The sequence below is a fragment of the Halobellus ordinarius genome (genome assembly GCF_031823395.1).
In the GTDB taxonomy this organism is placed as follows: Archaea; Halobacteriota; Halobacteria; order Halobacteriales; family Haloferacaceae; genus Haloquadratum; species Haloquadratum ordinarius.
Genome location: NZ_JAVQKJ010000008.1, coordinates 71650 through 94858, shown reverse-complemented (window position 1 = coordinate 94858; position 23209 = coordinate 71650). Strand labels below are relative to the sequence as shown.

General features: G+C 62.8%; 19 protein-coding genes. 10 read left to right on the top strand and 9 right to left on the bottom strand.

Annotation, left to right across the window (positions count from 1 at the left end):
- Window positions 1–98: 98 nt before the first annotated feature.
- Complete coding sequence (locus tag RJT48_RS12960; protein WP_311172736.1) at window positions 99–1043, top strand: acetaldehyde dehydrogenase (acetylating); 945 nt, start codon at window positions 99–101, stop codon at window positions 1041–1043.
- On the top strand, window positions 1036–2085 hold the full coding sequence (gene dmpG / locus RJT48_RS12955) for a 4-hydroxy-2-oxovalerate aldolase (protein WP_311172735.1): 1050 nt from the start codon (window positions 1036–1038) through the stop codon (window positions 2083–2085). The genes RJT48_RS12960 and dmpG overlap by 8 nt, the downstream gene beginning before the upstream one ends.
- A 117-nt stretch (window positions 2086–2202) precedes the next feature.
- On the opposite strand, the gene RJT48_RS12950 is transcribed toward dmpG, so the two are convergent.
- The gene (locus RJT48_RS12950) at window positions 2203–2589 is read right to left on the bottom strand and encodes a VOC family protein (RefSeq protein ID WP_311172734.1); all 387 of its coding nucleotides are present in this window, start codon (window positions 2587–2589) and stop codon (window positions 2203–2205) included.
- A 103-nt stretch (window positions 2590–2692) separates the two neighbouring features.
- Between RJT48_RS12950 and RJT48_RS12945 the strand changes: the two genes are divergently transcribed.
- On the top strand, window positions 2693–3475 hold the full coding sequence (locus RJT48_RS12945; RefSeq protein ID WP_311172733.1) for a 2-keto-4-pentenoate hydratase: 783 nt from the start codon (window positions 2693–2695) through the stop codon (window positions 3473–3475).
- A gap of 82 nt (window positions 3476–3557) precedes the next feature.
- On the opposite strand, the gene RJT48_RS12940 is transcribed toward RJT48_RS12945, so the two are convergent.
- Window positions 3558–4499, bottom strand: a complete 942-nt coding sequence (locus RJT48_RS12940) for a VOC family protein (protein WP_311172732.1) — start codon at window positions 4497–4499, stop codon at window positions 3558–3560.
- A 150-nt stretch (window positions 4500–4649) separates the two neighbouring features.
- On the opposite strand from RJT48_RS12940, the gene RJT48_RS12935 reads away from it, so the two are divergent.
- Window positions 4650–5708 carry a VOC family protein gene (locus RJT48_RS12935; RefSeq protein WP_311172731.1) on the top strand — a complete coding sequence of 353 codons (1059 nt, stop codon included), beginning with the start codon at window positions 4650–4652 and terminating at the stop codon, window positions 5706–5708.
- Window positions 5709–5909: 201 nt separating this feature from the next.
- Here the strand turns inward: RJT48_RS12935 and RJT48_RS12930 are convergent, their stop codons facing one another.
- Together RJT48_RS12930 and RJT48_RS12925 are read right to left on the bottom strand one after the other, a co-directional pair.
- Window positions 5910–7586, bottom strand: a complete 1677-nt coding sequence (locus tag RJT48_RS12930) for an aldehyde ferredoxin oxidoreductase family protein (protein WP_311172730.1) — start codon at window positions 7584–7586, stop codon at window positions 5910–5912.
- A 63-nt stretch (window positions 7587–7649) separates the two neighbouring features.
- Window positions 7650–8693 carry an SLC13 family permease gene (locus tag RJT48_RS12925; RefSeq protein WP_311172729.1) on the bottom strand — a complete coding sequence of 348 codons (1044 nt, stop codon included), beginning with the start codon at window positions 8691–8693 and terminating at the stop codon, window positions 7650–7652.
- Between RJT48_RS12925 and RJT48_RS12920 the strand changes: the two genes are divergently transcribed.
- Window positions 8688–8870 carry a hypothetical protein gene (locus tag RJT48_RS12920; protein ID WP_311172728.1) on the top strand — a complete coding sequence of 61 codons (183 nt, stop codon included), beginning with the start codon at window positions 8688–8690 and terminating at the stop codon, window positions 8868–8870. The genes RJT48_RS12925 and RJT48_RS12920 overlap by 6 nt on opposite strands.
- A 901-nt stretch (window positions 8871–9771) precedes the next feature.
- Here the strand turns inward: RJT48_RS12920 and RJT48_RS12915 are convergent.
- A complete protein-coding gene (locus RJT48_RS12915) occupies window positions 9772–9906 on the bottom strand; it encodes a hypothetical protein (RefSeq protein WP_311172727.1) in 135 nt (44 codons plus the stop codon).
- A gap of 316 nt (window positions 9907–10222) precedes the next feature.
- On the opposite strand from RJT48_RS12915, the gene RJT48_RS12910 reads away from it, so the two are divergent.
- On the top strand, window positions 10223–10957 hold the full coding sequence (locus RJT48_RS12910) for a fumarylacetoacetate hydrolase family protein (protein WP_311172726.1): 735 nt from the start codon (window positions 10223–10225) through the stop codon (window positions 10955–10957).
- A 195-nt stretch (window positions 10958–11152) separates the two neighbouring features.
- Here the strand turns inward: RJT48_RS12910 and aceB are convergent, their stop codons facing one another.
- The gene (gene aceB / locus RJT48_RS12905; protein ID WP_311172725.1) at window positions 11153–12460 is read right to left on the bottom strand and encodes a malate synthase AceB; all 1308 of its coding nucleotides are present in this window, start codon (window positions 12458–12460) and stop codon (window positions 11153–11155) included.
- Window positions 12461–12736: 276 nt separating this feature from the next.
- Here aceB and RJT48_RS12900 point away from each other — a divergent pair, with 276 nt between their 5' ends.
- A complete protein-coding gene (locus RJT48_RS12900; protein WP_311172724.1) occupies window positions 12737–13501 on the top strand; it encodes an IclR family transcriptional regulator in 765 nt (254 codons plus the stop codon).
- Between the two features lie 119 nt (window positions 13502–13620).
- Here RJT48_RS12900 and RJT48_RS12895 read toward each other — a convergent pair whose 3' ends face one another.
- From RJT48_RS12895 to RJT48_RS12885, 3 genes are all read right to left on the bottom strand, one after another.
- Window positions 13621–16605: an FAD-binding and (Fe-S)-binding domain-containing protein gene (locus RJT48_RS12895; protein WP_311172722.1), complete on the bottom strand. Its 2985-nt coding sequence runs from the start codon at window positions 16603–16605 to the stop codon at window positions 13621–13623.
- 140 nt (window positions 16606–16745) lie between these two features.
- On the bottom strand, window positions 16746–17363 hold the full coding sequence (rdfA, locus tag RJT48_RS12890; protein WP_311172721.1) for a rod-determining factor RdfA: 618 nt from the start codon (window positions 17361–17363) through the stop codon (window positions 16746–16748).
- A 71-nt stretch (window positions 17364–17434) separates the two neighbouring features.
- On the bottom strand, window positions 17435–19381 hold the full coding sequence (locus RJT48_RS12885) for an archaea-specific SMC-related protein (RefSeq protein WP_311172720.1): 1947 nt from the start codon (window positions 19379–19381) through the stop codon (window positions 17435–17437).
- A 705-nt stretch (window positions 19382–20086) separates the two neighbouring features.
- On the opposite strand from RJT48_RS12885, the gene RJT48_RS12880 reads away from it, so the two are divergent.
- The 3 genes from RJT48_RS12880 to RJT48_RS12870 all read left to right on the top strand — a co-directional run bounded on the left by RJT48_RS12880 (window position 20087) and on the right by RJT48_RS12870 (window position 22898).
- A complete protein-coding gene (locus RJT48_RS12880) occupies window positions 20087–20848 on the top strand; it encodes an IclR family transcriptional regulator (RefSeq protein ID WP_311172719.1) in 762 nt (253 codons plus the stop codon).
- A 234-nt stretch (window positions 20849–21082) separates the two neighbouring features.
- Window positions 21083–21268 (top strand): hypothetical protein, encoded by a 186-nt coding sequence (locus RJT48_RS12875; protein ID WP_311172718.1) that lies wholly within the window; start codon window positions 21083–21085, stop codon window positions 21266–21268.
- A 4-nt stretch (window positions 21269–21272) separates the two neighbouring features.
- Complete coding sequence (locus RJT48_RS12870; RefSeq protein ID WP_311172717.1) at window positions 21273–22898, top strand: long-chain fatty acid--CoA ligase; 1626 nt, start codon at window positions 21273–21275, stop codon at window positions 22896–22898.
- Window positions 22899–23209 lie beyond the last annotated feature (311 nt).

The window sequence follows — 23209 nt, the reverse complement described above, 5'->3', positions numbered from 1 at the left end:
GGAGGCTGTCGGTTCCTAACCCGTAGCCGACACGCCGACAGCCGGTTTCGGGACCGGTCAAGGGAAGTTATTTGTACGATAGATTCGTATTTCGGCGTATGTCGTTAGATGCGGCGATCGTCGGTCCGGGTAACATCGGAACCGACCTGATGTACAAGATACTCGATCGGGGGGAGGAGATCGATCTCCAGCGGATGGTCGGCATCCTCCCGGTCGAGGACTCGGAGGGCCTGCAGGCCGCCGTCGACGAGGGGGTCGACGTCGGCACGGACGGCATCGACAGCATCGAAGAACACGCCGACGACTTCGACCTCGTCTTCGAGGCGACGAGCGCGGGCATCCACGAGCAGCACGCGCCCGTCTACGAGGACCTCGGCCTGTTCGCGGTCGACCTGACCCCCGCGGCGATCGGTCCCTACACGGTGCCCGTCGTCAACGTCGACGACGTCGTCGCGGAGGGCCACGAGAACATCAATATGGTCACCTGCGGCGGCCAGGCGACGATCCCGCTCGTCCACGCGGTCGACCGCGTCGCCGACGTCGAGTACGCGGAGATGCTCTCGCATATCGCTTCCAAGAGCGCCGGCCCGGGTACGAGACAGAACATCGACAAGTTCACGCAGACCACCGCCGCGGGCCTCGAAGCGGTCGGCGGCGCCGACGAGGGGAAGGCGATCATTACCCTCAACCCGGCGGAACCGCCGATCATGATGCGAAACACCGTCTACACGATGGTCGACGGGGACACCGACGTCGACGAGGTCCGCGATTCGGTCTCGCGGATCGAGTCCGAGGTCCAGGAGTACGTCCCGGGCTACGACGTCACGCTCGAACCGACGGTCAAAGATCAGGACGAGGTCGCCTACGATCTCGACGGCTCGATCATCCTCACGACGATGCTGGAAGTCGAAGGCGAGGGGCAGCACCTGCCCCCCTACGCGGGCAATCTCGATATTATGACGAGCGCAGCACTCGGCGCAGCCGAACGGGTCGCACAGCAGCCAGTCGATGCGGGCGTCGTCGGAGGTGGGGGCGATGACTGACGCGGACGTGCGGCTGGTCGATATGACGCTCCGGGACGGGATGCACGCCGTCGACCACCAGTTCACGCCCGAGGAGATGGCCGAGGTCGCGGCCGCGCTCGACGCCGCCGAGATGGACGTCGTCGAAGTCTCACACGGCGATGGGATGGGCGGCTCCTCGATCAACTACGGGTTCGCCGCGGCCGACACCGAGGAGTACCTCGACGCGGTCGTTCCCGAACTCACGGACACGGAGCTTTCGGTGCTCCTGTTGCCCGGCATCGGGACGGTCGAGGAGCTCGATATGGCCATCGACCGCGGCGCGGACATCTGCCGGATCGCGACGCACGTCACCGAGGCGGACATCTCCGAGGACCACTTCGACAAAGTGAAAGACCGTGGGATGGAGGCCAACGGCCTCCTGATGCTCTCGCACATGGCCGAACCGGAGCGGATCCTCAACGAGGCGAAACTGATGGAGGAGTACGGCGCCGACGCCGTCTACCTGATGGACTCGGCGGGCGCGCTGCTGCCGAACGACGTCCGCGACCGCATCAGCCCCCTCGTCGACGAACTCTCGATCGACGTCGGCTTCCACGCCCACAACAACCTCGGCCTCGGGATCGGCAACACGCTCGCGGCCATCGAGGAGGGCGCAGTCACGACTGACGGCTGTCTCCGCGGCCTCGGCGCCGGGTCGGGCAACGCGCAGATCGAAGTGCTCGTCGGCGTCCTGCAGAAGGCCGGCTACGACGTCAACCCGGACTTCTTCGGCGTGATGGACGCCGCCGAGGACGTCCTCGTGCCGATGATCGACGACGACGAGATGCCGGAACTCGACAACGACTCGCTGATGCTCGGCTACGCGGGCGTGTACTCGTCGTTCCTGCGGCACACCCGGCGCGTGGGCGAGAAGTACGACATCGACCCCCGCGAGGTCCTCGTCGAACTCGGCGAGATGGAGGTCGTCGGCGGCCAGGAGGACCTCATCACCGACGTCGCCGCGCGACTCGCCGAAGAGCGTGACGCGGGCACGGCCGCCGACGCCGCGTCCGACGACTGAGACAGGCCGTTTTCGTTTTTCCCGGATCGCGCCTTCATACTGATTACTCTCGTCTCTTACCGCCGAGCGCCGTCCCCGTTGGCGGCGCTCGGCGGTAAAAAGTGAGAGTAATCAGTATCAGAGGTCGTCGCGCGGCTCGATCAGTTCGAGCACGTGGCCGTCAGGATCCGTGACGAACGCGATCCGCGCGCTCACGCCCGTCGAATCCAGCGGCCCGCGGAGGAGTTCGCTGTCGGTTTCCTCGGTCAGCCGCTCGACTAAGGCGTCGGTGTCGTCGACTTCGAGAGCGAGGTGGTCGAACCGCCGTGTCGACGGCTCGCCGAGGTCGTGCTCGGGCTTGTGTTTGAACTGGATCTCCGTGTCGCTCTCGCCGCCGACGTAGACGTTTCGTGCGTCGTCGCCGCCGACGAAGTCGTTTGTCTTCTCTAAGTCGAGCACCTCGGTGTAGAACTCCAGGGTCGCCTCGACGTCCGATACCCAGATCGCGCTGTGGATGACGTCCATACCCCACAACGGGGCGGGATCTATCATAAATGACGTGGATCCGTACCGGAGACCGACGGATCGATCACCAACCTATTTGATGACGCCGCGAGCTATGCTGGGTATGGGAGTTTCACCGGACACCCGCGAAGAGTTAGCAGAGAACCTCTATACGGCGCTCCGCACCCAGTCGCCGATCGACCGGCTCACCGCCGACCACGACCTGACGATGGCGGACGCCTACGACGTCCAGACCCGGCTGATCGAGCGTCGTCTCGACGACGGCGCGGAGATCGTCGGGCACAAGATCGGGCTGACGAGCGACGGCATCCAGGAGCAACTCGGCGTCGACGAGCCGGACTTCGGCCGGCTGCTCGATACGATGTTCGTCGAGGGACGGGAGATTCCCGGCGACGATCTGATCGAACCGCGGGTCGAACCCGAAATCGGATTCCTGCTCGACGAGCCGCTCGAGCCGCCGGTCACGTATCTGGACGTCCTCGACGCCACCGGCTCGGTGCTGCCGGTCGTCGAGGTGATCGACAGCCGCGTCGCCGACTGGGACATCCGCATCCAGGATACGATCGCCGACAACGCGTCCTCGGCGCTGTACGTCGCGGGCGAGCGGACGACACCCGCCGATTCGGATCTCTCGCTGGAAGGCGTGAAACTCTACAAGAACGGGACACTGGAATCCTCCGGCGTCGGCGCGGCCGTCCTCGATCATCCCGCCCGCTCGGTGGCCTGGCTCGCGAACACGCTCGCGGATCTCGACGAAAAGCTCGAAGCGGGCCATCTCGTCTTGAGTGGCTCTTTGACCCCCGCGGTCGACCTCGCGCCGGGCGACGTGATCGCCGTGGAGTTCACCTCCATCGGTACCGTCAACGCACGGCTGGCCGACGAATAGGAGGTCGCAGCTCGGGTCGCGAGTGCCGGTCGACGGCTCTTCGGAAGGAAAGGCCCGACGAACCTCCAGAAGCGGGACGGCGCTACTCGGTGTACGGGATGCCGCCGAGGCTGTACTGCGTGCCGAACCACTGGTGATCCGACTCGGTGCCGATATCTTCCTGCCAGACGACTGTCTCCCAGTCGGGTTCGAAGTTGAGGTAGCCCGGGCCGGCGAACAGTTCCAGCCGGATGTCGCTCGCCGGATCCTTCACGTAGAGGTAGTTGGCGTTGGTGATGGCGTGTTTGCCCGGGCCGCCGTCGATCTCGACGTTGTTCTCCGAGAGGATGTCTGCGGCGTCCCACAGATCCTGGAGGTGATCCAGGTGGTAGGCGATGTGGTGGAACTCGGTGGCCTCTTCTTCCAGTCGGTGGACGGCGATGTCGTGCGGCAGCGGCGTCGTCGCGTGCCACCAGCCCCACGTCGTGCCGTCCGACGATTTGAAGACCTCGTTGAGCCCCATCCCGAACTCCTCCTCGAAGAGCCGCGAGGTCGCCTCCGGGGTCCCATCTTGGACGTGCGTGTGATCGATCCGCTGGGGATACACCCGGTTGGCGTACTCGGGGCTATAGCGGCGCATCGGGATATTCGAGCGCTGTTTGCCGTCGATATCCGGCTTCTCCATCTCGTAGTAGATCTCGAAGCGGTGGCCCGCCTCGGACTCGAACATGATCGAGTCGCCGATGCCTGCTTCGTGGTCGTCCGCTGTCCACCAGACGTCGCGCCCCAGTTCCGCGAAGCGGTCGGCGTACTCCGCGACGGACTCGGGGTTCTTCGCCCGGAAGGCGATGTGATCGACCGCTCCCGCCTCGCCTTCTGTGAGGCTCATCGTGTGGTGCTCGTAATCTCGAAGCGCACAGAGGTACGCCGTGTCCTCGTCGCGTTCGACGACCTTCATCCCCATCAGGTCGCGGAAGAACCAGAGCGATTCCTCGAGATCGGGCGTCTCGAAGGCTATGTGACCGAGTTTGGCAAGTTCTGCCATACGAAGTTTCTTCGCTGTTTACACATATACGTTTTTCTAAGCGATTCAACTTTTAATGTTTGTTTTGTCACAATAAAAAGTCTGAGGTGGTTCTCAGTTCCCTGTACTCGAATACAATTATTATTAACAATGGACCGGCCATCGAATCGTATGGGAATTGCAACACTTGCACACGCAGAGCTATACTGTCCCGATCTCGAAGCGTCGCTGGAGCACTTCCGGGATACGATGGGAATGTACGTCCGCCACGAGGAAGAAGACGCCTACTACCTGGCTGCGTTCGGCGACTGGCAGGACTACACGCTCATCCTCCGGGAAGGCGACGAATGGGGCTGTAAACACGTCGCCTGGATGCTCGAAGACGAAGACGACTTCGAGGTGCTCAAAGAACGCATCGAGGAGTCCGGATACGACACTGAGTGGGTCGAGGAAGGCGCCGAACCCGGCCAGGGCCGCGCGCTGAAGTTCGATTACCCCGGCGCGACCCCCGAGTACTGGGAACTCGTCTACGACGTCGACCGCGCGTTCGATACCGTCGACGAGGAGCACAAACCCCGACTCAAAAATCAGCCCGCGCGCAAACCCGAACGCGGCGCTGGCTTCCGCCGTATCGACCACGTCAACTTCAACGTGAGCAACGTCAGGGAGTGCTCGGAGTGGTTCCAGGACGTCCTCGGCTTCAACCTCCGCGAGGAGGGGTTAGATCCCGAGGGCAACCAGGCCGGTGCGTGGCTCAGCGTCTCTCCGTTAGTTCACGAGATCGCGTTCGTCGCGCCCCCGCCGGACGCCAACGTCGTCGACAAGATGGATCACGTCGCCTACTACATGGACGGCGGCTACCGCGGGGAACTCGAACGCGCCGCGGATCTGCTGCGGGAGCGCGGAATCGAGTTCGTCGGCGGCCCCGCGCGCCACGGCATCAGTCAGGCACACTTCAACTACTACCTCGAACCCTCCGGGAACAAGGTGGAGATCTTCGCGGGCGGCTACCTGATCTTCGATCCCGAGTGGGAGACGGTCACCTGGACCCCCGAGGACGGTTCCGATGGCTTCGTCTGGTGGGGCGGCAAAGCCGGCCAGCACGCCCGCCGGCAGTACGACTACATCCCGACCGACGAGACCGACTGGTCGGACGAGGGCGCACACCACCTGCGGGATCGCTATAAGTCACAGGATCCCGACGAGGCCGAAGCCGAAGCCGACGACTGAGCGACGGCCCGCGGATCGGTGCGGATTTTTTCGACTCTCGCTGAGCTAACGGTTCGGAACCGAACGCGACGACCCGGGCGAAGATTATCGATGAACGAAACGGTTACAGCAGTCCGTCTCATACTGATTACTCTCACTGTTTACCGCCGAGCGCCGCCAACGGGGATGGCGCTCGGTGGGAAGAGACGAGAGTACTCAGTCTCAGTCGTCGGCGGCCTGCGCGAAGTCGGCGACGCGGTCGCTGGGGACGATACCGTCCTCGGTCCAGCCACGGTGCTCGTAGTACTCCTGAATCGAGGAGTCGAGATCCGGCAGGTCGTACGGGAGCCGGTCGTCCTCCGCATCGAGGCCGCGCTGGTTGCTGAAGTGGCGCTCGAGGTTCACGATCCGGTCGCCGACCGCAAGGAGGTCCTCGTAATCCTCGGCCAACAGCGCCTCGAAGATGTCCTCCTCGATGACGCGCCCGAGGCCGAACTGACACAGCACCGCGCAGTCGCGGATCGCGTTGCGGTTCTCGTTGTCGATCACGAACTCGGCCTTCCCGGCGGTTCCCTTCGCAGGGATGTCGTCGTTGTACTCTGCGATCATCGTCGTCGAGTACATATGGTCGGCGCCGCGGCCCGCGACCGCGTAGGAGAGCCCCTGTCCGTGGACGACACGGCCATCGTGGGCGGCGAAGTCCATCCCCTTGACAGTCCAGTTGTCGACGCCCAGATCCTCGTGGATGCGGTCGATCCCCTCCGCGAGTGTGTCGCCGACGCCCTCGCGGTGGGCGATCTTCTCGATGAGGTCGTGGATCAACTCCTCGTTGCCGAACTCGTCTTCGCTCGCCAGATACGCGGCGATGGTGTTCCCACAGGAGATGGTGTCCACGCCGACCTTGTCACACAGGTCGTTGGACTTCATAATGTCGACGATGTCGTCGACGCCGGAGTTGCTGCCGAACGCGAAGATCGTCTCGTACTCGGGCCCCTCCGTCTCCAGTCCGCTCGCCTCGTCGCGGGTCGGGAGTTTGCAGGCGAACGCACACACCGAACACGCCGCCTTCTTGTACTTCTTCTCCTCGACGCGGTCGCCGTTGATTCCTTCGGCGCCCTCGAAGGACTGCTCGGAGAAGTATCGCGTCGGCAGCGAGAAGTTGTCGTTGAGAATCTGCACCAGATGGGTCGTGCCCTGCCGGCGGAAGATGTCGTCGCTTGTCGCCGCCTGCCGGTGGACGTCCATCTGGACGTCCTCGTTCGGCATCTCGATCTCGGGCGCCGAGTCGCCCTCGAAGCTGAGGCACTTGACGTTCTTCGAGCCGAGGATGGCGCCCAGGCCGCCGCGGCCGAACGCGCGGGCGTCGTAGGTCATCGCCGAGGCGAACCGAACCTCGTTTTCCCCCGCAGGGCCGATCGAGACGAGGTTCTCGCTCTCCAGTCCGTGGCGTTCGTTCATCGCTTCCGTGACTTCGGGGACTGTCGCGCCTTCGAGGTCGGGGACGGCCTCGAACTCGACGCCGTCGTCGGTGACGTGGACGGCCAGCAGTTCGTCGCTCTCGCCCGTTACTTCGACGACCGAGTGGCCGGTGCCGACGAAGTTTCGGGAGAGATACCCGCCCGCGTTCGAGGAGAGCAGTCCCTCGGTCAGCGGCGAGAGCCCGGTCATATTCATCCGGCCGGTGAAACTCATATCCGACTGCTGGAGGGGGCCGGAAGCCAGATATGCGCGGTTCTCCGGACCGAGCGGGTCCGCGTCGAAGGGGATCCGATCGTGTGCCAGTTTCGTCGCGACGCCGCGCCCGCCGATGAACTCCGCGAGTTCCTCGTCGATGTTTTCCGTTGTCGTCGTCCTGTCGCCGACGTCGATTGTCAGCAGCGAGCCGTTGGCGTGGAGCATCGTCCGAAGATACGCAAGCCAGCACTAAAACCCGTCGCCGATCGCCCGCGACCGCCGATCGGGTCACCCAGCCAGCACGGCGAGCACGACGAGTTGGATCGGGACCAAAAGCAGCATCGTCGCGAGCGTGGCCGCCGAGACGACCCGGATCAGTTCCCGAACGTCGACGATATCGTACGCCAGAATGACGACGAGCACGGCCGATTGATAGGGGAAAAACGGCATCGAGAGCGCAACGGCCTCGGTCAGCGCGACCGGGAGGAGCGGTAAGCCGGCATCGACGGCGAACGTGAGCAGCACGGGCGTCACGACGCTTGCGGCAGCCAGCCCGCTGACGACGAAAAGCAGGGCCACGGTGAACAGGAAGACGACCGCCAGGATCACAACGAGCGACGCGTCGGTCGGCACGTAAAGCAGCAACCGTTCGGCGAGCGCCGTTGCCACGTTCGTCCGCGTCAGCCCCGTGCCGATCGTCAGCACGGCGGCCACGAAAAACAGGATCGAGAAGTCGACGTCGCCGACGGTCTCCTCGAAGTCGGCGATCCCGATCCCGGGCAGGAGGGCAAGGACGGTGACGAGCAACGCGCCGTACACCGGATGCGGCCCGTGAACGACGTCTGTCACCCACAGCGCGACGCCGGCCAGAAGGAAGGCGAGCATCCGGCGTTCCGAACTCGACATCGGCCGGCGAGCCTCGGTAGACGTTCGGATCTCCCAGCCCGGACTCGGTCGGTACAGCGCGTAGCCGACCCCAACGATGACGAACAACCGCCCGATCCCCATCACGGGAAACAGGCGAACGAACCAGTCGGTCCACGCGATCGAGGCCCCGGTGACAGACTCGAAGATGCCGAGCACGACGATGTTCGGCGAGCCGCCGCTAAGCACCGACGTGGTGCCCAGATACGTGACCAAAATCGGCCCGAAGAACAGTCCGAGTGTCGCCTCCCGTGAATCGAACCGGTCGCCGACTTCGAGGACGATCGGCGCGAGGACCAGCACACGGACGATCCCGACGGGAATGAGAAAAACCAAGAGCAGTCCGGCTGCCGACAACCCGAACAGCAACCGCCGGTAGGTCCGAACCGCCGCGGACGAGGGATGCATCGGCGTGAGTCGATCGACGACCCACCGACCCACCCGGCGAGGCCGTTCCGCCGGGTCGTTTCGCCCATCACCAAGCCGAACGCGATCAGCCACGTCGCGGGCGAAGCAAACCCCGAAAATGCGAGATCGACCGGGAAGGCAACGCCGATGAGCCCGATTCCGATCACACCCGTGTAGGCGGGATCGAAGACGTTCCCGATCCAGAGGATGACACAGAAGACGGTGATCGCGAGCATCGTCTCCCCGGCCGGATCGACGGGTGCACCGAATCGAACGGCGAGGGCGACAAGCAGAGCGACTGCTATAGAGAGCGTCGACAGCCGAGTGCTCGAATCCAATTCGAGAAGTGACATCATTCGCAGGTTAAAGCGGTTCGCGGCAGTCGGTCCCCCTGATACTGATTACTCTCGTCTCTTACCGCCGAGCGCCGTCCCCGTTGGCGGCGCTCGGCGGTAAAAAGTGAGAGTAATCAGTATGAGAATTTTCAGATGGGAAGACGGGGTGAGCATCTACCAGCGAAGACTCGCTGGCTGCCGCTTATACTTGTTGATGGATACCCCATCCGGGAGTAATCGGTCCTGACCGAGCAGATCGGTGTCGAGGAGGATGTCACCACTTGCTCACCCAGATGCGCTGAGACACCTGCACGACGCGATAGACGGGAAGCGCCCCTCTGGTCGCAAAGCCTGCGGAATCGCGTTTCCAGTGGTGGGAGATGACACCGTCTCTGAGGTATTCTGTATTTCAAAACGATCGACCGCCGAAGATCCAAGGTGAATTATTCGAAGAAAACAAGCCAGACGAAAAAAGTAGGGAGATATTTCCGGATGAAGATTCAAAAGCAAAGAATCTGTTGTGATTCTACTGCTTCGTTGGAAAGTCACGGCAGGGGCGGTGAAGAACGGCCGGTTTCGGCTGCCAGGTCCGGTCTGATGATAACAGATGTACTTCTGTTTCGACCGGTGGATTGCAAAGCTACTAGCGTATCTTGCGTATTTCGTTTTCACATTTAGAAAGTGATCGAGTTACGCCTGTCATCTCTCGGCGGTTCGAACACAACCCCTGTGACACTCGGGTGCTACTCGGCGACTCGCACCCCTTCGGCGTCGGGCCGGCGAACCGACTGACCGACCAGCAACTGGAAGACGGTATCGCCGATCAGATTCTGGGCGCGGCCAACGAACTGGAACTGAAACTCCGCCAGGAGAGACACTATCTATATTCGAACTGATGTATGTTTCAGATTGAAACTACTGTTTTCGAGGTTACGTTCTCTTCATCAGCCGTCGAAAACTTCCATCTCAACTCCTACACAGACCAGATACGGTATCCGCCTCACAGAGAAGTAAATCACGAGAACGGGTATTCTACTCATTTATTGACTATCTTATGTTCGAAATACAGGAGTCGGGTCACCCCGAAATCGGGACGAGATATGCGCGGCGCCGTCTCCGAGAGCGCCGCGTGGACAAACCCAGTCGAACACCCAGTTTCAACAGTCATATATTTCGGCTCGTCGTTCCCAGCGTATGCGACTCGCACGATTACAAACGCCCGAGGGGATCGTCGAAGGCCAGTACAGAGACGGGGTGATCCACGCACCGGACGGCGAGTACGTCGTCGGGCGCGACGGCACGCTCACGGCCCCTTGCTCGCCGTCGGCGATGTACTGCGTCGGCCGCAACTACGCGGAAACCCTCGATCAGATGGACTACGAGCGACCGTCGGAACCGGACTTCTTCATCAAGCCGCCCGCTGCGCTCGCCGGCCCCGACGATCCGATCCGGTACCCGCAGTGGACCGAGGAACTGACCTACGCCGGTGAACTCGCCGCCGTCATCGACAGCCGCTGCCGCGACGTCGCGGCAGCGGACGTCTCCGAGGTTGTCCGCGGCTTCACGATTATGAACGACGTCGACGCGCTCGATCAGGGCGGCCGGACCGCCCGAAAAGCGTTCGACGGCTCCGGCCCGCTGGGTCCGTGGATCGAGACGGGCCTGGATCCCGAGGGCATCGAGATGGAGACGATAATCAACGGCGAAAAGCGGCAGGACTCGAACACGGAGTTGATGCTGTTCGGCCCCGAGAAGATCGTCGCCTTCCTCTCCCGACGGTTCACGCTTCGCCCCGGCGACGTCATCGCATTCGGAAGTCCAGCCAACCCGGGAACTGTCGGACCGGGCGACGAGATCGAGATCACCTACGAGGGCGTCGGGACGCTCCGGAACACGGTGGTCGAGCCCGCGGAAACACGCGCCGACTGATAATGATTACTCTCGTCTCTTACCGCCGAACGCCGCCAGCGGGGGTGGCGCTCGGCGGGAAAAAGTGAGAGTAATCATTATGAATCGGACGGCGCTTCCGGGTAGCTCCCGGGAAATTCGGACGACGCTTCCGGGTAGATCCCGAGAAGTGAGCGTCGGCATCCCGGGCAGTTCCCGAGCCGAAAGGCCGCCCGATCAGTTCCCGACCGCAGTCGCCCGCTCGACGATCTCCTCGCCGTACATCTCTTCGAGTTCCTCGTGTTGATCCGGCCGGTGTTCGTAGACGTCCTGGAACAGCGCGATCGGCGTCCCCGCCGCCTGGTACGTCGCCTCGTCCCACATCCGGTCTTTGCTGATCTCGACGCTCACACCGTCGATGACCACAGTTGTCGACTGCGTCATCGCGATCGCACCCTTCCCGGCCTCCTTGGCCGCCTCGAACTCTTCCATCGAATCGACGATGTCGGTCATACTGGGGACGTAGGCGGTCATATCCAGCAGTTCCTCACGGAGTTCGTCCTCGTCGAGCACGCGTTCGTCGTCGCCGACGCGGAGTGTGTACTCCCGGTCGCCCGTGACTTCCAGTCCCACCTCGGAGCCGTCGTACACCTGCTGTCCGTCTTCCGCGCTGAGTTCGACTTCGCGGTCGCCCACGTCGAGGAGCCAGGACCCGGTCTTCGGCGGCAGCGGGGCTTTGTTGGCCGTGACGACCTGTCCGGGCGTCAACGACCAGATGCCAGTCATTCCCTTCGCGCGATTGTCGGCCATCCGCTCCTCGTAGCCCTCGATGTCACGGATGTCGTCGTAGGGGCCGTCGACGGCCACGAGCCCGGCGGCGCTGGCGCCCCGGGAGGTGTTGTGACGCAGTTCGGGCCACGGCGGGAGTTCGCCGGTCCGCGTCATCGCCCGCATATCCTTGGTGTAGTCGACCTCACCGTCGACGAGGAGGAAGAGGCGTTCGAGGTTGTTCGCCGGCTTGCCCATCTCCGTGCGGAGGTCGCCGAGGGCGAGTTCGGCCTCGCCGGACTCGACGATGACCGACATCGAGAGCGACCCCGGTTCGAGGCCGCACTCGGTCTCGATGATCGTGAAGAACTCGTCGGCCTTCTTCCAGTCGTCGATATCGCCAACCTCCGGGATCACGAAGCCGTCGATATGTTCGATAGCTCCGGTGTCGGAGCGGGCGATCCGCAGCATCTGCTGGAACCCCGCGTACCGCTTTGCGGGATCCTCGCGGTGCCAGACGACCCGCGGATGAATCTCTCCCGGGAAGTCCGCGCCGTGCTCGGCGACGACCTCGATGATGTTATCGATTCCTTCCTCCCGCATCGACGGGGCGGTGGCGTCCTCGTTGTCCGGGACCCAGACGTCCGGGGCCTGCATCCCGCGCAACCCGGCCGCGCTCCGAAGCATCTTCGCTGAGTCGTCTTCACCCTCGACGGCCGTCGGCGACGTGAAGAACGTTCGCACGAACTCCCGAGTGTAATGTCTTTCAGTACTCATATCGGACGGGCGGATCCTCCCGGGGAAGCGTATTAAAAGTTCCGAGCGACACGACGAGACGGTCGGCAATCCACCGGTCTCGACCCACACTCGTGCCTCGACATCCGTTTTGTGATGACAAACGGTCGTTTTCGAACCCTCCCTATGCAGTGACCGGGATTCGATCGGCGGCAATCTGTTAAGCGCGGGTTTAATACCCAGATGATCGTTTTCTGTCGGTTCGTAGAGCGTTATCCAATAGTAAACATTGATGCCGATCCAATCGCTATGGGGCGTATGACCGAGAAAGCGAATCACCCGATCAAATCCGTCGAAAAGACGGTCCGGATCGTCGAGGCCCTGAAGCGACGCCGCTCGGCCCGGCTTCGCGAACTGGCCGAGGACCTGGAGATGAACAAAAGCACGGTCCACAACCACCTCAGTACCCTGCGCGAACACGAGTACGTCGTCAAGGAGGCCGAGGAGTACCGCCTGAGTCTGAGCTTTCTTCACATCGGTGGCATCCTGCGGAACGAGGTGGAGCTGTACGAGGCCGCGAAGCCGAAACTCGATCGGCTCGCAGGGGAGACAGGTGAACTCGTCACGCTCGCGACGGAGGAGCGAGGACTCGGCGTGGTCCTCTATCGGGCGCGAGGCGAGGAGGCCGTCGAAATCGACACCCACGTGGGGAGTCAGCTCACGCTCCACAACTCCGCACTCGGGAAAGCCATCCTCGCACATCTCCCCCGGGAACGCGTCGAGGCGATCCTCGACAACCGCGGGCTTCCGGCCACGACGGACAACACGATCACCGACGAGGCGACGCTGTTCGAGGAACTCGACCGCATCGAGGAGCAGGGCTATGCATTCGACGACGAGGAGAACTGGCGCGGACTGCGGTGCGTCGGCGCCCCGATCCTCACGGACACGGGCGTCGTCGAAGGAGCGATCAGCCTCTCGGTTCCAAAGAACCGCCTCGCCGACGAGTCAGCACGCCAGGCCTACGTCGACGAAATCAAGAACACCGCCAACCTTGTCGAACTGAGCATTACCTACTCCTGAGGGGGGTAGCAGCTTGCATATCAGCCGTACATCTGTTAGGTGATTCATCGGATCTCGGCGAGATCAACCGTCTTCGACCGTCGGGACGTCCGCGTTTTACACTGCCAAATCGCGCTGTCTCACCGATCGATTGCGCTATCGACGAGTTCGATCGGGTGGGGTGGGTTCTCCGCTGCCTCTTCCCTGTCGCCGATCTGGCTGCGACAGGAGCCGCCGGGAGCGACCACCTGTGTCGCCTCGCTCGCGTCTATCTTCTCGAACAGCCGGTCGGCGATCGATTTCGAAACGTCGTAGTGTTCGGCCTCGTAGCCGAAGCTGCCGGCCATCCCGCAGCACCCCGAGTTCAGCGGGTCGACGTCGTAGCCCGCGCGGCGGAGGACGCCGACCGCGTGGTGGTCCTTGCCGGCGGCGTGCTGGTGACAGTGGCCGTGATAGGCGAGTGCCCGGTCGAGTCCCCCCGGCTGGACCGGTAGCTCCTCGACGAGCCGGTGGGTGTCGAGGTACTCACAGACGCCGTAAGCGTTTCGCGCTACGCGCGCTGCGGCGTCGGTCGAGAGGAGATCCGTGTACTCGTCCTGGAAGACGACGGCGTCGCTCGGTTCCACGGCGACGATCTCCCAGCCCTCCTCGATGTAGTCGGTGAAGGTATCGACGTTCTCCCGGGCGCGTTCGGCCGCCCGATCGAGGAGGCCGACCGAGTAGGCCGCGCGGCCGCTCGGGGCGACGTCCGTCGGGACGTGGACGTGCACTCCCGCCGCTTCGAGCACCCGCACGGCCGCCTTCCCCGGTGCCGGATAGCTGTAGTTCGTGTAGGTGTCGGGGAACAGCAGGACCTTGCGGTCGGCTTCGACCGCGGAGACGCCCGGGTCGCGCTCCTCGGACCACTCGATGAGCGACTCGCCCGCAAAGGGCGGCAGTGGTCGATCGGACGCGATCCCGAGGACCTTCTCCATAACCGCCCGCGACCCGGGAATCGCTGTCGCCCAGTTCGAGAGCGGCGCGAACCGCGAACCCCACTTGGAGGCGGTATCGATGTTCGCAAACAGCTTCGAGCGAAGGTCCGGCGCCTTCTCCTGGTAGTACTGGTGTTTGACCTCGGCTTTGAGTTTCGCCATATCGACCCCCGTCGGGCAGTCGGACTTACAGCCCTTGCAACCGACACAGAGGTCGAGAACGTCCTGCTGGAACTCCGGGGACCGGAGCCGCTCTTCGGGGATCTCGCCGCTGATCGCCGCCCGGAGCATATTGGCGCGCCCGCGGGTAGTCGCCAGTTCGTCGTCCGTCGCCCGGTAGGTCGGACACATCACGTCGTCGTCCTGCTGGCGACACGTCCCACAGCCGTTGCACAGTTCGACGAGATGGGAGAACCCGCCCTCGTCGGAGAAATCCAGCGTCGTCTGCGGCTCGATCGAGGCGTAGTCGGCGCCGTACCGAAGATGCTCCCGCATATCGGTCGGCTCGCCCTCGCGGTAGACGACTTTCCCCGGGTTGAGGCGCCACTCGGGATCGAACGCGGATTTGAGGTCCTGGAAGGCGCCCCACAGCTCCTCGCCGTACATCTTGGGGTTGAACTCCGTCCGCGCCAGCCCGTCGCCGTGTTCGCCGGAGAACGCGCCGTGGTGGTCCAAGACGACGTCGGTGACGTCGTCGGCGATCGACCGCATCTTGTCGATCCCCTCTTCCTCTTTCAGCGTGAGGATCGGGCGGATGTGGAGGGTGCCGCTGCCGGCGTGGGCGAAGTACGCCGCGGAGGTATCGTGGTCCTCGAGGATCTGCATAAACTTCGCCGTATACTCGCCGAGTTCCTCGGGTGGGACGGTCGCATCCTCGATAAACGGGTAGGGTTTGGGATCGCCTTCGAGGCTCATAAGCAGCGGAATCGCCGCTTTGCGGAGCTTCCAGAGATCCGCCTGCGCCGGCTCGGAGTAGGCTTCGATGACGTCGAAGGCGTCGCCGTAGTCGAGGAACCGCTCGTTGGTCTCGGCGATCGCCGCCTCGAAGTCGGAGACGAGTTCGGAGTCGAACTCGATCATCAGGGCCGCGGCGGCGTCGTTGGGGATCGGCTCCTCGTATTGGGCGTACTGATCGGACTCTCTGGCCAGCCGGAACACCTCGTCGTCCATCAACTCGACCGCGCTGACGTCGTACTCCAGGGCGTGGGGGACGGCCTCCAGCGCCTCGATGAGGTCGTCGAAGCAGTACAGCGCAAGCGCCGTCTCCTCGGGCTTCGTGACGAGCGAGAGTTCGGCCTCGACGACGACGCCGAGGGTCGATTCGGCGCCGACGAACAGCTTCGAGAGGTTGATGACGCGCTCGCCGTCGTCGTTCTCGTAGACGACCTTCTGGAGGTTGTAGCCCGAGACGCTGCGTTTCAGCTCGGGGTAGCGGGCCTCGATCTCCGTTTCGTGTGTTTCGACTAGGTCGCGGACCGCTCGGTGGAGTTCGGCCTCGCGCGTGTCGGCCGCGACGAGTCGGTCCCACTCGTCGCTGTCGAGGACGATCTCGCGGGTCTCGATGAGACTGCCGTCCGCGAGCACGACTTTCAGGCGTTCGGTGTAGGCGTCGGTGATGCCGTACCGGACCGAGTGGGCGCCAGTGGAGTTGTTGCCGATGCCGCCCCCGACGGTCGCGCGGTTCGACGAGGCCGGGTCCGGCGCGAACTTGAGCCCGTCTTCCGCCAGCCGTGCGTCGAGGTGATCCTGCACCACACCGGGCTGGACCACCGCGCGTTGCTCCTCTGGACGGACCTCGAGGATATCGTCCATATGGGTCGACAGATCCAAGACGACACACCCTGGACCCACCGCCTGACCGGCGAGCGAGGAGCCGGCCCCACGCGCGATCACCGGCACGTCGTGGTCGGCCGCAATCGACAGGGCAGACCGGACGTCCGCGACGTCTTTCGGTTCTACGGCGCCCGCCGGTCGCGCCTGGTAGATACTTCCGTCGGTCGCATACAGTACCTGCGCGTACTCGTCGAACCGGACGGCGCCGTCGACCTCTGCACGGAGATCCGAAGCCAGCGCTTCGTACGCGCCCGTCCCGGCTGTCGGAGCCGGATCGTCGCGGGGTGCTCCCCCCTCCTGGGGGATCTGTTGTGACATACCCCTCGGGTTGCGGGTGAACTGTTGTAAAATCTGGGGTTGTCCGAATTCGCAGGCCGCGGTCTCCCACCGTTTCGTATGGTAAAACACCCCGGTCTCTCGACAGCGTGGTTGTTCTACGACGTTCCACTCACGCCCGATCAGTCCCGCTGACACTCACACCCGCGCGATTCGAGGAACTCCGAAATCGAATACTGTTCCCCACAGCTCTGACAGAGGACCTGAACGTCCAAGAGGACCTCGAACTCCTCGACGTCGACGCGGCCGGTCTCCCGGAGCTTCTCGATCCGTTCCTCCGTCACCGAGAGCGTCCGCGTCATCAGCCGCTGGATGCTCTGGAGGTCTTTCTCGACTTTCTCCTCGTCGGAGAGCCGGCGGTACTCGGCGTCCCGGTAATCAGTCAGATACGATCGGATCGCCTGGTAGCTGACGAAGTCGGATTCGAGCTTGTCGACGTCGACGCCGCCGGCTTCGAGTCGGTTCCGGGCGTCGGTCCGAACCCCGGGACTCACGTCGTCGTCGGTCAGGTTCCGGTAGGTCGTCGAGACGTCGCTCTCGAGCGCGCTCATCCCCGCATCGAGCAGGGCCTGCTCCAGGAGCCGTTCGTTGAAGTAGTCGGCGAGATCACGGAGACTGGTCCGCTCGACGCCGTCGCCCGTCCAGCGGGCCTCAAGTTCGTCACCGAGGCCGTCGAGATCGTACTCCCCGATCAGCCGCGCCACCTTGCTCGACGGTCGATTGTCGGTCGAATCTGGCATTGGGGTCCTTTCGCCGAAGAGTCCCAAAAATGTACTGGGCTATCGCCGGGGTGAGAGACGGCCGACGTGTCTCAGATCGACGTGACGCGCGTGAAGTCGTCGTCGAGTGCCTGGGCGTCCTCCGGCAGCAGTGCGACCACGAGGAAGTCGGCGTAGTCCGCGAAGTACTCCACCAGCGCGGCGATCCGGTCCGAATCGATGGCCTCCAGCGAGTCCAGCAGCATAAACGGCACCGTCTCGTGGAGGTCGTGGACGAGATAGCCCGCGAGCGCGAAGATCAGTCCAGTGACCTCCCGTTCGCTCTCTGAGAGGTGTTCGATCGTGTCCTCGTAGGCGGCCCCGTTCTCGGTCGTCCGGACGATGTGAAGCTCGAACCGCGTCTGGACGTCGTTGCCGCCGCCTTCCTCGATCCGCTCGATCCAGATGCGTTCGATGTTCTCGTAGCCGAGCAGGTCCAGGATCGACTCCATGTGGTCGTTGAACGATTCGACCGCTTCCGATTCGATCTGGTCGATCTTGGTCCGCTGGTCGGTGAGTTCGTCGACGAGTTCCGCGCGTTCCTCGCGGAGCTCCTCTGCGCGTTCGACCGCTGCCTCGATCTCCTCGATCTCGTCGGTCACTTCCTCGAGGTCCGATTCGAGGCTATCGATCTCGAACTCCAGCTGGTTTGCCTCCTTGTGCAGCGAGAGGATCTCTTGGAAGTCTGCGGACTCGAGGCTTTCGACCTTCGATTCGAGGGACTCGACGTCCTCAGTCAGTTCCGTACGCTGCGCTTTCAGCGCCTCGATCTGTTCGTCCCGACGGGAGAGCTCGGCGTCGATGTCGTCGAGCTTTCGTTCGATCTCCGACCGACGCTTCTGCTTCTTCGTGGCCTCACGCTGTTCGGCCTTCCGTTCGTCCAGTTGGCTCTTGACGTCGTTGAGTTCCTCGACCTTCTCCGACCGGAGAGATTTCAGCCGCTCGATCGTGGATTCGATCTGTCCGCGGTCGACCGAGGAGCCACAGGTCCAGCAGACCACTGTCTCGGAGTCGCTATCGACGAGCTGGTCGGTCACCGAACCGTTCGAGCCGTCGCCAGCGGCTTCGGAGCCGTCGAGGAGGTCGTAATCCTCGGCTTCGAGCCGTTCCTCGTTGTACTGGATCAGACTCCGGAGTTCGTTGATCTCGGTGTTGAGATCCTGCCGTTCCGACCGGAGCCGGTCGATTTCGGCGTCCAGATCGCGGTGATCGCCCATCGGCGTCTCCGGCAGTTCTTCGAGGTCGTCCTCGAGTTCGCTCCGTTCGCGCTTCAGCGAGGAGACGCTCTCCTCCTGGCGCTCGATCTTCCGGCGGGCCGACTCCAGTTCCGAGCGCGTCTCCCGAAGCTCCTGCAAGCGTTCTTCGAGTTCGGCCTGCTCCTTGCGGCCCTCTTCGACGTCCCGGCTGCTGTCGTCGATCTCCTCTTCGAGCTCGGCGAGTTCGTCGCGCTTCTCCTCGATCCGTTCTCGGAGGGTGTTGCGCCGTTTTTCCAGCTCCGGCAGTTCCCGCTTGCGGGATTCGATCCGCGCCAGTTCGTCGTTGATCTCGCCCTTGTCGGATTCGAGACGCCGGATCTCCGCGCGGATGGCGTCGACGTCGACGGGCTGCATAATGACGTCGCGGAGCTGGTCGTCGCGAGCGGCCGCCTGTCTGGCGTCGTTCGTCTCCAGCAGGAACGCGAACAGATCCGCGACCTCCGGATCGTCGAGATACCCCTCACCCTCGAACTGGACCCCGTCGCCCACCCGTTTGAGCGTCCGCTCGTAGGTTTCGCCGTCGAGTGTCATCGATACTTTCCCGGAGTCGGCGTCACCCTTCAGCGAGACACGTTGGCTCCCCATCGCGGCCATAATCGATCGCAGGAACGAAGTTCGGTTCGTCGCGTTTTTGCCAGTGAGGACAGTTACGCCGGGGGGAATGTCTACCTCCGTGTAATCGATGCCGCCGATATTCTCGACGGAGAAGTGTGCGGATTCAGTTAGTTGTTCGGAAGTCGCCATACCTGCCGTATCAGTTCTCGCGTATATAGTCTTTGTGTACTCGATTCCGAGTTTTCCCTGGCCTTTGAGAGGAGATTCGACATTCCCGTTATTGCTTGGAACAAATGACACACTCCCCCTGTGCTGTTCCTGATCTACCGAGGGAGCGACGAGATGATGATTATAATATGATAAAAATTCCCAACTCACGCCTATATGTGTTGTTAGGTGAACTTCACGGCAGTCACTTCATATTATACAAGTGGTATGATACCGCCTCCGGCGGCCGTCTCACCGCGCCGAATACGCGTGGAAAATCTATCCTGGCCCGCGATCAGAATAACAATCGTACCTTCGTTACAGTTACACGTCATCGCGGGCACCGGTCAGAGAGAAAAACCGCGGGTTCGGTTCTGGTCCGAACTCCGAGTATATCGCCGATTGTCCGGGAATATCGGACGGGTGATAGTAAGTTATCCCTTCGTGGGTGTGGAACCGAGGCCGTGGTTCGGCCCACTTCGAGATCAACACCTGAGTAGATATCGATCCGAATCGTCCCGCAAAATGCCGTCAGAGTGACGATATCGGACGAGTCAACCGAGTCAGAACAGGCGGCAATTGGAACTGAGATCAAAGCGCCATTGCAGTCGTATCGCCACCGTGGGAGCCACAGCGTCCGAGATAACCGTAGTCTTTACCTTACCGACGACGTGAAGACGAGTAAGGATGACCGACGATGCCCCGCCGCTGAAAACGGTCCAGCGCGCATTCGAGATACTGAACCTTCTCAAGCAGGAGAAAGAAATCGGAGTGGCCGAACTGTCGCGTCGGATGGATCTCCCGAAGAGCACTGTCCACGACTATCTGCGGACGCTTCGGACAATGGGTTACGTGGTCAACGACAGCGGCAGGTACCGGCTGGGCTTTCAACTCTTGGAACTCGGCGGTCAGGTGAAATACCGGAATCGGCTCTTCCACGTCGCGAAACCGGAACTGGAGCGGTTGGCCGGCGAAACTGGCGAGCAGGCGAGCGTCAACGTCGAGGAGCGCGGGGAATTCGTGATCGTCCACACCGAATTCGGGTCCGATTCGCTCCAACTCGGGACCTATCCGGGGCTCAGAACTCCGATTCACACGCACGCAGGCGGGAAGGCCATCTTGGCACACCTGGGGGAGGAACGAATCGATCAGATCATCGAAACGCACGGTCTGGAGGCAAAGACCGATCACACGACCACCGATCCCGACGATCTGACCGCGGAACTGGAGACTATCCGCACACAAGGATACGCCGTCGACAGCAACCAGCAGGTTGTCGGGATGGGTTCGGTTGCGGCACCAGTGCAGGTGAAAGACCAGGTGCTCGGATCGATCGATATCGTCTGTCCGAGCGATCGGCTTCAGGACCCGGACTACCGCGAGGAACTCGCCGCCGAGGTGCAGCAGTCGGCAAATGTCGTCTCGGTCAACTACCAGTACGCGCCTTGAGACGGATCGAGGCCGCTCTTCCGTGCGATCTGTTCATCCACCAGAGACTTCGCTGTAGCCGAGTCAGGCAGGGGAACTCTCGGAACTGCGTTCGAGCGTCTCAGACGGCCACTGCCGTTTCCGATACGACAGCCTACCTACGTTCGGACAGAATCACCAGAGAATCTCGACTACGTCGACCTCCCACAAGAGGGCCAACAGTTCGCGTTCTCGACGGTGCGAGCGTGCGCGCCGATGGGAATGGAAGACGAAGTGGCGTTCGTGTTCGGCGACCTCGGCGACATCCAGGTGTCGGCGCGCGTCGAGAACGCCGAGTGCGAGGATCTCGAAACCGGCGATCCCGTCGAACACGAGATCGTCGAGGTCGACGAACCGATCGATCACGAACGGGTTTTTTACCGGGTCGAACCGAAGGCGTAGCGCGATGAAGGATTACGAACTCACGATCACGGAGTTCCTAAAGCGGGCGGTCGATCTCTTCGATCACAAGGAAATCGTCACCAAACAGACCGACGGGTCGATTCACCGCTACACCTACGCGGACGCCTACGAGCGAATCTGTCAGCTCGCGCACGCTCTCGACGACTACGGGCTGGAGACCGGCGACCGCGTGTCGGTGATGGCGGTCAACCACTACCGGCACTACGAACTGTACTTCGGCCCCTCCTGCAGCGGCCGGAGCATCCACACGACGAACCACCGGCTGCCGGAACACCACCTGACGGAGATCATCAACGAGGCCGAAGACCGGCTTTTGTTCGTCGATCCCGAGTTCGTCGAGACCGTGGAGGCGATCGCCGACGACCTCGAGACCGTCGAGCAGTACGTCGTCCTCGCGGACGAGGTGCCCGAGACGAGCCTCGATCCCGTCGTCGACTACGAGTCGTTCATCGCGGGCTACGACACCGACTACGACTGGCCGGAACTCGACGAGGAACGGGAGTTCGCGCTCTGTTATACGTCGGGGACGACCGGCCTCCCGAAGGGCGTCCAGTACCGCCACCGACGGATGTTCCTGCACACGCTGATCCACGGTCACGCCGACGTATTCGGCGTCGGGGAGGGAGACACCGTGATGCCGGTCGTGCCGATGTTCCACGTCAACGGCTGGGGTTTTCCCTACTCGGGGACGTTCTACGGCTCGAAACTGGTCCTGCCGGGCCAGCACACCTCGCCGCAGGCGGTCGCCAACCTCGTCGACGCGGAGGACGTGACCGTCGCCGCCGCGGTGCCGACCGTCTGGATCGAGATGGACAGCTACCTCGAATCCGCCGGGGGCGAACCGCTGGAATCGCTCGATCGGGTGCTGACGGGCGGCAGCGCGCCGCCAGCCTCGCTGATGCAGAAGTACGAGGAGGTCTACGAGGCCCCGATCTACCAGGGCTACGGGATGACGGAAGCGTCGCCGCACCTGACAAACACCTTCGAGACGACCGAGATGCAGGAGCTTCCCGACGAGGAGCGCTACGAACTCAAGCGCAAGGCGGGCATCCCGGCGCCGGGCGCGAAGATCCGTCTCCGTGATATCGACGGCGAACCGGTGCCACACGACGGGGAAACCCCGGGAGAGATCCACGCCCGCTCGCCGTGGCTCACCGACGGCTACTTCAAGCGGCCGGAGGCCAACGAGGAGTCGTTCACCGACGACGGGTGGTTCAAGACCGGCGATATCGGGACCATCGACGAGTACGGCTACCTCGACATCGTCGATCGACTCGACGACGCGATCAAAAGCGGCGGGGAGTGGATCTCCTCGGTCGAACTGGAGAACAATCTCATCGACGCCGAGGGGGTCGCCGAGGCGGCCGTCGTCTCCGTGCCCCACGAGAAGTGGCAGGAGCGACCGGTCGCGTACGTCGTTCGCGAGGACCAGTCGCTGGACGAGGAGGAACTCCGGGGGTATCTACTGAAGACCTTCCCGAAGTGGTGGCTCCCGGACGTATTCCGGTTCGTCGAGGAAATCCCCAAAACGACGACTCACAAGTTCGACAAGAGGAACCTCCGTGATCAGTTCATCGAGACGGAAGGAGCGCTCCCGCTCGACGAATAGCGAGAGTTCCTCATCATCGATTCTGACAGTCAACGGCCACCCGACAACTATGGTATCAGATATACTCACCGAAACGGTAGTTCTCGAATAGGCACACGAGCTGTCACACCGCCCTCGGTCGGTCGCGGCTGACGATATCGAGCCCGTCGCGACCGAGTCGATGGCCGACCCCGACGACGTCGTCGTTCAGGGGAATGCCGGTGGAAACGAACTGCGGGCTACCGATGGGACAGCGAATTCGATGAATCGCGTCCGCGAGGGATTCACGAGAACTGTTGTAATCTCCGGCTGCCGATCGCGGACCCCGATTT